General features: G+C 73.2%; 11 protein-coding genes. 6 read left to right on the top strand and 5 right to left on the bottom strand.

Annotated features, from left to right (window positions below):
• The 5 genes from H0X00_RS19090 to H0X00_RS19070 form a co-directional block, all read left to right on the top strand.
• Nucleotides 1–1,093, top strand: a 1,093-nt coding sequence (locus tag H0X00_RS19090) for an FtsX-like permease family protein (RefSeq protein WP_293773981.1), incomplete at its 5' end; no start/stop codon positions are given.
• 188 nt (nucleotides 1,094–1,281) lie between these two features.
• The gene (locus tag H0X00_RS19085) at nucleotides 1,282–1,437 is read left to right on the top strand and encodes a hypothetical protein (protein WP_293773980.1); all 156 of its coding nucleotides are present in this window, start codon (nucleotides 1,282–1,284) and stop codon (nucleotides 1,435–1,437) included.
• 87 nt (nucleotides 1,438–1,524) lie between these two features.
• Complete coding sequence (locus H0X00_RS19080; protein ID WP_293773979.1) at nucleotides 1,525–2,199, top strand: TIGR04222 domain-containing membrane protein; 675 nt, start codon at nucleotides 1,525–1,527, stop codon at nucleotides 2,197–2,199.
• Complete coding sequence (locus H0X00_RS19075; protein ID WP_367186699.1) at nucleotides 2,199–3,011, top strand: DUF692 domain-containing protein; 813 nt, start codon at nucleotides 2,199–2,201, stop codon at nucleotides 3,009–3,011. Before H0X00_RS19080 ends, H0X00_RS19075 begins: the two co-directional genes overlap by 1 nt.
• Nucleotides 3,008–3,358, top strand: a complete 351-nt coding sequence (locus H0X00_RS19070; protein WP_293773975.1) for a hypothetical protein — start codon at nucleotides 3,008–3,010, stop codon at nucleotides 3,356–3,358. Before H0X00_RS19075 ends, H0X00_RS19070 begins: the two co-directional genes overlap by 4 nt.
• 35 nt (nucleotides 3,359–3,393) lie before the next feature.
• On the opposite strand, the gene thpR is transcribed toward H0X00_RS19070, so the two are convergent.
• From thpR to H0X00_RS19050, 4 genes are all read right to left on the bottom strand, one after another.
• Complete coding sequence (thpR, locus tag H0X00_RS19065; protein WP_293773974.1) at nucleotides 3,394–3,957, bottom strand: RNA 2',3'-cyclic phosphodiesterase; 564 nt, start codon at nucleotides 3,955–3,957, stop codon at nucleotides 3,394–3,396.
• Nucleotides 3,958–4,027: 70 nt separating this feature from the next.
• Nucleotides 4,028–5,305 (bottom strand): MFS transporter, encoded by a 1,278-nt coding sequence (locus H0X00_RS19060; RefSeq protein WP_293773973.1) that lies wholly within the window; start codon nucleotides 5,303–5,305, stop codon nucleotides 4,028–4,030.
• 76 nt (nucleotides 5,306–5,381) lie between these two features.
• Nucleotides 5,382–5,819, bottom strand: coding sequence for a MarR family winged helix-turn-helix transcriptional regulator (locus tag H0X00_RS19055; protein WP_293773971.1), 438 nt, complete (start codon nucleotides 5,817–5,819; stop codon nucleotides 5,382–5,384).
• A 134-nt stretch (nucleotides 5,820–5,953) separates the two neighbouring features.
• Nucleotides 5,954–6,523, bottom strand: coding sequence for a phosphoribosyltransferase family protein (locus tag H0X00_RS19050; RefSeq protein ID WP_293773969.1), 570 nt, complete (start codon nucleotides 6,521–6,523; stop codon nucleotides 5,954–5,956).
• Between the two features lie 74 nt (nucleotides 6,524–6,597).
• Between H0X00_RS19050 and H0X00_RS19045 the strand changes: the two genes are divergently transcribed.
• A complete protein-coding gene (locus H0X00_RS19045) occupies nucleotides 6,598–6,894 on the top strand; it encodes a DUF2530 domain-containing protein (protein ID WP_293773967.1) in 297 nt (98 codons plus the stop codon).
• On the opposite strand, the gene H0X00_RS19040 is transcribed toward H0X00_RS19045, so the two are convergent.
• Nucleotides 6,891–7,874 (bottom strand): DUF3027 domain-containing protein, encoded by a 984-nt coding sequence (locus tag H0X00_RS19040; RefSeq protein ID WP_293773965.1) that lies wholly within the window; start codon nucleotides 7,872–7,874, stop codon nucleotides 6,891–6,893. The two genes, H0X00_RS19045 and H0X00_RS19040, sit on opposite strands and share 4 nt — an antisense overlap.
• Nucleotides 7,875–8,034: the final 160 nt, after the last annotated feature.

Raw genomic sequence — 8,034 nt, 5'->3', positions numbered from 1 at the left:
GCACCGCACCGGGCCGGCGACGGCCGCCATCGCGGTGGCGGTCGGCGGCGCCGTCGCGATCTCCTGCCTGATCGCCTCGGACCGCGAGGGGAAAGACCGCTTCGAGGCCGACGCCGTCCCGGACCGCGTGATCGCGCTGTCCGACCAGGGCACCCTCCTGGACGCGGCAGTCCTCGAGCAGGGCACCGCGGCCGTGCAGGAGGCCATTCCCGGCGCGCAGGTGCTGCCCGTCGACCGGCCGGTCCTGCCGGGCGGGGCCGCCGACCTGCACTCGATGTTCCTGGTGGGTGGCTACGGCCTCGACAGCGGACCGGACGTCGCCGTCGGGACCCCCGACCTGGTGGCCCTCGCCTCCGGACGGGTCGCGGACACCGCTGCCGCCAAGGCCGCCCTGGATGCCGGCAAGGCGGTGGTCTTCGACTCCGAGGCGCTCGGCCCGGACGGGACGATCGAGATCGCCACGGGGCAGGTCGGCGACGCCGGGGAGCAGGACACCGTGCGGATCCCCGCGGTCGCGCTCCCCCGGGACGAGGCGTACAGCGCGCTGCCGGGCGCCTTCGTCCCACCGTCCTTCGTGACGGAGCAGAACTGGGACACCGTCCGGAGTACGACGCTGCTCAGCTACCCGCCGGAGTCGCGCGAGCAGGCCGGCGCGGCGATCGCCGCGGCGCAGGCGCTCGGCATCCCGGTGACCACCTCGGACGAGGAGAAGGACTACACCCGCCTCATCCGCGTCGGGCTGACCGGAGCCGCGGCGCTGATCGCTCTGCTAGGGGTCGCGATGTGCGTCGCGCTCTCCGCAGCGGAAGGACGCCCGGACCTCGCGACGCTCTCGGCGATCGGCGCTCCGCCGAGCCGGCGCCGGCGCCTGGCCGGCGCGCAGGCACTGGTGCTCGCGGTGATCGGCGTCGTACTCGGATTGGGCTTCGGGTTCTACTTCGCCCGAGCGGCCCGACCGGCCACCGGCGCCACCGCGACGATCGTGCCCTGGAGCGACCTGCTGCTCACGGTGGCCGCGGTCCCGTTGCTCGCGGTGGTGGTCGCGATGCTGGGCTCGATCGGGCGGGTGCCGCTGACCCGCCGCGCGGACTGACGGACCGTCAGTGGAGATCCGTCGCGGCCATCGTCCTGATTGCGTTCCTGATCCGGCTCGCCTTCCCGCACCGCTCCGACTACGCCGGCCACTTCCCCTCCGGCGCCGGGGCCACGGCGATGCTGCTTGCGCCGCGCACCTCGTCCTGCCGTTGCCGATCGCCGCGCTCGGTGTGCTAACGGTCTGGCTTGAGCCTGAACGGGCGTCCGGTCGAGCTCAGCCTGAGCGAGGACGCCGAGGCGGCGCTGTGGTTCGCGCCGACGCTCACGGCGATGGCCGCCGCACTGTCCTGGGGACTGGGGAACCGCGCGGCCCGGCGCAATCGTTCAGATCACACGAGCTGAATTCACCTGCGGACTGCACAATGAGGTGCCACACAGAACAAGCACTGCCCCTTCGGAGGGAGCTGACCGATGGCACGAGGACCGCGGTTGACCGGCAAGCCTCTGAACCCGGAGGAGTACGGCTTCGTGATGAGCGGCCCGGTCCGGGCCGTCGAGGTGGCGATCGCCGCCCTGCTCGAGCGCGGCGCGCTGCGGATCAGCCGCGAGGGTGAGCTGAGCGCGACCGGGCAGCCGCACGGATTGAGCCGGTTGGAGGCCGAGGTCGTCGAGGCGCTCGGCACCAGCAGCCGTCCGGTGCCGAAGGTGATCCGAACCGTGTCCGACGGTGCGGCGGTCCGGGCGATCGCCGTGGCAGTGCAGGAGCGCGGCCTCGGGAGGCGGCGCCGTGGGTTCAGCCTGCGCCGGCCGGTCCCGCCGAGCCGGTCGATGCTGGAGGACCGCCTCGCCGGCGCCGGGCTGATGCCTTTGATGGCGGTCGGAGCAATGCCGTTGGTGGTCGCCGCCGACGGCTTCGGTGCCTACCCCGACGAGGAGGTCGCCGGGGCCCTGCTCGCCGGGAAGGCGTCCGCAGTCGGCGGGGTCTCCTGCAGCTACGCCTGGTCCGACGCCGGCGCCGGACCCGCAGGCTACGGACCGGACCACGTCCCCTACGTCGGGTGCAGCTCGACCGGCGGCGGGTTCGGCGTCGGCGGTGGCGGCGGCAGCTCGTGCGGCAGCAGCAGCGGCTGCGGAGGGGGCGGCGGCTGCGGGGGCGGCTCGTGATCCCCGAGCTCGGGATCGGCATCGGCTGGCGGTCGGCGATCGACCTCACCATCGAGCGGATGGCGGGCGTGGACTTCGTCGAGGTCACCGCCGAGCACATCGACCCCGCCGCGGTGCCGGCCTCGCTGCGCGTGCTGCGCGAGCGCGGCGTCCCGGCCGTCGTGCACGCGGTGACACTGTCCCTCGGCAGCGCCGAACCGCTGGACCGGGCACGGATCGCGCACCTGGCCGCGGTGGCGACCGCGCTCGACGCACCGCTGGTCTCCGACCACGTCGCGTTCACCCACGCCGGCGGTCTGGACACCGGGCACCTGCTGCCGGTCCCCCGCACCCGCGCTGCGCTCGACGTCCTGGTGACCAACGTCCGCGAAGCGCAGGCCGAGCTGCCGGTCCCGCTGGCCCTGGAGAACATCGCGTGCCTGCTGCAGTGGTCGGACGCCGAGCTGACGGAGGCTCAGTTTCTGTCCGAGCTGGTCGGGCGGACCGGCTGCCTGCTGCTGATCGACGTCGCGAACCTGCACGCGAACGCCCGCAACACCGGCACCGACCCGGCGGAGTTCCTGGCCACCGTGCCGGCCGAGCAGGTCGCCTATCTGCACGTGGCCGGCGGGGTGGAGCACGACGGGATCTACCACGACACCCACGCCCACCCGATAGCCCCGCCCGTCCTGGAACTGCTCGGACGGGCCTGCGAGCAGCTGCGTCCACGCGGGCTGCTGCTCGAGTGGGACGACCGCTACGGCACCGACGCGGAGATCGCCGCCGAGGTGGCCGTGATTCGGCGGGTCCGGGATCTGGTGCAGACTACATGACGGCCCGTCAGGATCTGGCTGCTGCCCAGGAAGAGCTGGTCCGCGCGCTGCTCGCCGGTGGCGCGGCCCCGCCCGGCTTCGACGCCGGCCGCATCCAGGACCAGGCCCACGCCCTGCTGCTCAAGCGTCGGCGCGGGATCGAGCGGGCCGCTCCCGAGGTGCCGGCCGCGCTCGGCGAGGCTTTCCCCACGACGTTCGCGGAGTGGGCCAGCGCCCATCCGCCCCGGACGAACTCCTGCAGCCGGACCGACGCCGCGGCGTTCGCGGCGTGGGCGCTGCCGGTCAGAACATCCCGACGATGGTGGACGCCAGCACGGAAAGCAGCAGCACGATCAGCACGGCCGTGATCAGCTTCCGATTGCGCCCGCCCACTCCGGCCACGCTACCGACCTCCGCTCTGACGCCGCGGCCAGGTCGCGATCGGTTCATGCGCGGCGCTGCCGCCGGGGCCCGCGCCGAGGCGACTGTGCATCAGGTGCACGCCCTGCACGTCCCACGCGGGACCGACGACCTGGGCGAGCTCGGTCGCGGCCGGGCGTAGGTCGGCCCGCTCCTTGCCCGCTCGGGCGAGCGTCAGGTGCGGTCGGAACGCGGCGTCCTCCAGCGCGACGCCGGCCTGCGCAGCCGCGCCGCCGGTGGACTCAGCCAGGGTGCGCAGCGCGTGCACGTCACCGGCCAACCCGACCCAGAGCACCCGGTCACCGAAACAGCCGCCGCCGGCCAGGCGCAGCGAGATCGGAGCCTCGCCTACCGCGGCGGCGAGGCCGTCGGTCAGCGCCGGCACGTCGGCGTCGGGCACCTCACCGAGGAACGCGAGCGTGAGGTGCCACTGCTCCGGCCGGGTCCAGCGCAGCCCGTGCGGGGCGACGGAGCGAGTCGGTCCGAGCTCCGCGTCGAGCGCATCCAACGCCTCGGCGGGCGGGGAGATCGAGACGAAAAGCCTCACTGCGTCACCGCCACGGACGTCGTCCTCGCGGAGCCGCGATCGATGCTCATGGTGAGCTCGCTGCGCTCGCTCACGGAACCGGCTCGCTGACCGCGTACTCCAGGCTGAGCCGCGGCCGCGGGAAGACCGTGGCGCGCACCGTGATGTTGGCCCGGCGGGCCAGCAGCACCCCGGCCAGCAGCGCGGACGCGGCGGTGATCGCCCCGCCCAGCACCAGGGACAGGCGGGGGCCGTACTCCTCGGCCAGCCAGCCCACGACGGGGGCACCCACGGGCGTGCCACCGAAGAGCACGGTGATGTAGAGCGCCATCACCCGCCCGCGCATCGCCGGCGCCACCGAGAGCTGCATGACCGAGTTCGCGGCCGTCGTTGTCAGCAGTGCCGCGACCCCGACCGCGGGCAGCGAGAGCGCGTACCAGCCGTAGGTGGGCATCAGGCCGACCACGATCTCCAGCAACCCGAACGCGATGCCACCCAGAATTACCAGCCGCACCCGGACCTGCTCACGGCGGGCGCCGAGCAACGCCCCGGCCAACGATCCGACGGCGATCGCGGAGCCGAGCAGTCCGAACTCCCCCGCGCCCTTGCCGAATTCCTGGGTGGCCATCAGCGCGTTGGTGATCTGGAAGTTCAGCCCGAAGGTGCCGAGCGCGAACACCACCCACAGGACCGCGACCAGGTCCGGGCGGCCGCGCACGTAGCGGATGCCCTCGCGCAATTGACCCCGGCCGCGAGGGGCGAGCTCGCTGCGCTGCAGGTCCTCGACCCGCATCCGGTGTAGCGCGATCACCGGTGCCAGGTAGGTGACAGCGTTGATCAGGAACACCCAGCCGGTGTCGCCGCCGAAGGCCTCGATCAGCAGACCGGCGATGGCCGGGCCGAGAATGCGACCGCCGTTGAACGAGGCGGAGTTGAGCCCGACCGCGTTGGGCAGGTCCTCGCGTCCGACCATCTCGACCACGAACGCCTGGCGGGCCGGGGTGTCGAGCGCGGCGACGACCCCGAGCGCGGCGGCGAGCACGTACACGTGCCACACCGCGGCGACGTCGCTGAGGACGAGCACCCCCAGCACCAGCGCGAGAGCGCCCAGCGCGGCGTTCGTGATGAACAACAGCTTCCGCTTGTCGTAGCGGTCGGCCACCATCCCGCCGACGGAGGACAGCAGAACGATCGGCGCGAACTGCAGCGCCGTTGTGACGCCGAGGGTGACGGCGCTGCCGCCGGAGAGCTGCAGCACCAGCCAGTCCTGCGCGACCCGCTGCATCCAGGAACCCGTGTTGGACACGGCCATCCCGGTGAAGTAGCGCCGGTAGTTGGGGACGTGCAGCGAGGCGAAAGTGGGACTCATACCGGGGCTCGCTTCGCTCGCGAACACCCGGCATTCGCCGGGACACTGTGCCTATTGGTGAGCTCGCTGCGCTCGCTCACGGCGCGATCAGCTTCTCGAGCACGGGCGTGGCCGCACGCAGGGCGGCGACCTCGGCCGGGCTGAGCTCGGCCATCCGCTGAGCCAGCCACTCCTCGCGGGCGCGCCGGTCGGCGACCAGCATCGCGTGCGCGGCGGGCGTCACCTGGACGACCTTCTGCCGACCGTCGGTCGGGTGCGGCGCGCTGGCGACGAGCCCCTTGTCCTCCAGCGCTGCGAGCACACGCGTCATGGACGGCGGCTGCACCTTCTCGTGCTCGGCGAGGGCCCCGGGGGTGACCGGGCCGTGCTGGTCGAGCGCCGCGAGGGCGGAAAGCTGGCTCGCGGTCAGGGACAGGTCGGCGCGCTGGTTGCGCAGCCGCCGCGAGAGCCGGGTGATCGCGATCCGGACGCTGTGCGCCAGTTCCAGGTCAGCGGCGGAGAGCGTCGTCGTCATGCGTCGAGGGTAACTCATTACTTAGGCTAACGAACTTGATGCGGGGCGCATTCCGGCCGAGCCCGCACTCTGGCGGGCGCGCCGGGCTATCAGCGCCGCGCGATACCCCGGGCACGCGACCAGAGTCGCCGTTTTCAGGCGGAGGCGGCGCCGCCGACGGGCTTGATGCCCAGGTCGGCGTAGGTCATCAGGGGGGCGTAGGGGACGCCGCGGTCGGCGAATTTCACCCGGCCGACGTCGCCGCGGTCGACCAGGGTGACCGCGAGCACGACCTCGCCGCCGAGCTCGGTGACCACGTCGAGGGCCTGCAGGATCGAGCCGGCGGTGGTGACGACGTCGTCGACCAGCAGCACCCGCACGCCCGGGCCGAGCTCGGCGCCCTCGACCCGCTTCTGCGCGCCGTGGTCCTTCTGCTGCTTGCGGACGACGAACCAGTCCTTGCCGGTCAGCATCGCGATCCCGTAGGCGTAGCAGTCGGCACCCAGGGTGAGACCGCCGACGGCGTCGTACTCGATGCCGGTCTCGGCGGCCAACTCGACGATCGCCTCGCACGCGGTCTTGAGCCGGTCGCCGGCCGCGAGCGCCCGCTTGCCGTTCATGTAGTCGTGCGAGAGCTCACCGGAGGCCAGCTGGAACGGCTCCTCGCGGTGCACCAGGCCGTAGGTCTTGACGATCTCGATGCTGCGTTCGCGCAGGTCAGACACGGTTTCGGCTCCGGTGATCGAGATGGACGCTCGCCCTCATCGTTCCACGAGGCCCGCGGCATAGGGTGACCGCCATGGCAGGCAGGCGGGCGCGCGGGGTCCGACCCGAGCGACGCCCGGATCCCGAGCCGATGGAGATCGACGAGTCGCTGGTGATCGCGGTCGGCAGCGCGCTGTGGTTCGTCGCCTGGCTCGGGCTCTTCGTCTTCCACGGCCGGCTCGAGGACCACGGCAACGAGTGGTACCTGTGGACCGCCGCGGCGGGGCTGGGCCTCGGCCTGTGGGGCTGGTGGCTGGTCCGCAAGCGCGTCGAGGCCCGCGGGGGGAGCACGGGTCGCCGGCGCCGTCGCGCCGCCGACGATTCCCCCTAACGCTCCGAGGTGAAGTCCTCGGTCTCGTCCTCGGTGACGACCTCGACGAGCAGGTCCCCCTCGGGCACATCGTCGATCTCGACCACGGCGGCCGTCACGGCCTCGACGTCGTCCTCCTCGACCTCGGCCACCCCCTCGGCGGCCTCCGCCGCGGACACCTCGACGACCTCGGCAACGTCGTCGAGCACCACCAGGTCGTAGTCGACGTGGTCGAGGAGCAGCGGCGGGCGCTCGGCCAGCCCGCCCGGAGTGGCGACCGCCTCGGAGTGGGCGCCGCAGCCGTGGTCGAAGGAGACCACCTTGGCATCGTCCGGGGCGTACTCGTTGGCGCAGACCCCGAACACCCGGCCCATCGAGCCGGCCATCGCGAGCAGGAAACCGCAGGTAGCGCACTGCGCGGGGGCCGCGGTGGCGATGGGGGCTTCGGGCCCGCGCTCGCCGGAGTACCAGCGGTCGGTGGCGTCCGCGCGGCCCACCGGGGACAGCACCCGGGCCCGGCCGAGGCCGAGCTCGTCGGCGACCAGGTCGGCCTCGCCGGCGTAGGCGTCGCCGTCGGCCGGGTCGTACGGGGAGTCGGTCTGGCCGGTGTAGCCGGGGAGCAGCCGGTCGTCATTCTCCGGAGGCGGGAGGATGTCGCCCGGCCCGAGGTCACCGGGGCGCAGGCGCTCGGCCCAGGGCACGAACGGCGGCGCGAGCACCGCCGTCTCGCCGGGTAACAGCACGACCTCGTCGATCGTGACCTCTTTGGCCCGGGAGGCGCGGGTCACCGTGACGGCCCAGTGCCAGCCCAGGTAGCCAGGGTTGGTGGTGGCGAAACGGTGGGTGACCAGGCGCTCGTCCTCGGCCTCGACGCCTAGGTGCTCACCGACCTCGCCAGGGGCGGCCTCGGTCGCGGCGGCGCGTGCGAGGTCGACGGCTTCGACGCACGCGGCGTCGGGTCCGGTGGGCTTGCGGGAGCGGGTGCTGGTGGTCACAACCATGATTCAACCTCATTGGGGGCGCGCGGGCCGCCGCCCACGGGTTGGTTGAGGGGCTGCGCGGGGCAGGATAGGAGCCGTGGATCCCGTCGAGCCGCCGCCGCCCTATGGGGCCGGGTCGCCCCAGGCGACGCCGCCGCAGGGCCCGCCGCCGACCCCGAAC

This window comes from Sporichthya sp. (assembly GCF_013815995.1).
GTDB lineage: Bacteria > Actinomycetota > Actinomycetes > Sporichthyales > Sporichthyaceae > Sporichthya.
This window is presented reverse-complemented; position numbering and strand designations above follow the sequence as displayed.

What these genes read in the sequence shown, in the direction of transcription:
- H0X00_RS19070 (WP_293773975.1), top strand. Translation starts at nt 3,008, where the DNA reads ATGACGGCCCGTCAGGATCTGGCTGCTGCCCAGGAAGAGCTGGTCCGC.
- H0X00_RS19060 (WP_293773973.1), bottom strand. Translation starts at nt 5,305, where the DNA reads ATGAGTCCCACTTTCGCCTCGCTGCACGTCCCCAACTACCGGCGCTAC.
- H0X00_RS19055 (WP_293773971.1), bottom strand. Translation starts at nt 5,819, where the DNA reads ATGACGACGACGCTCTCCGCCGCTGACCTGGAACTGGCGCACAGCGTC.
- H0X00_RS19045 (WP_293773967.1), top strand. Translation starts at nt 6,598, where the DNA reads ATGGCAGGCAGGCGGGCGCGCGGGGTCCGACCCGAGCGACGCCCGGAT.
- H0X00_RS19040 (WP_293773965.1), bottom strand. Translation starts at nt 7,874, where the DNA reads ATGGTTGTGACCACCAGCACCCGCTCCCGCAAGCCCACCGGACCCGAC.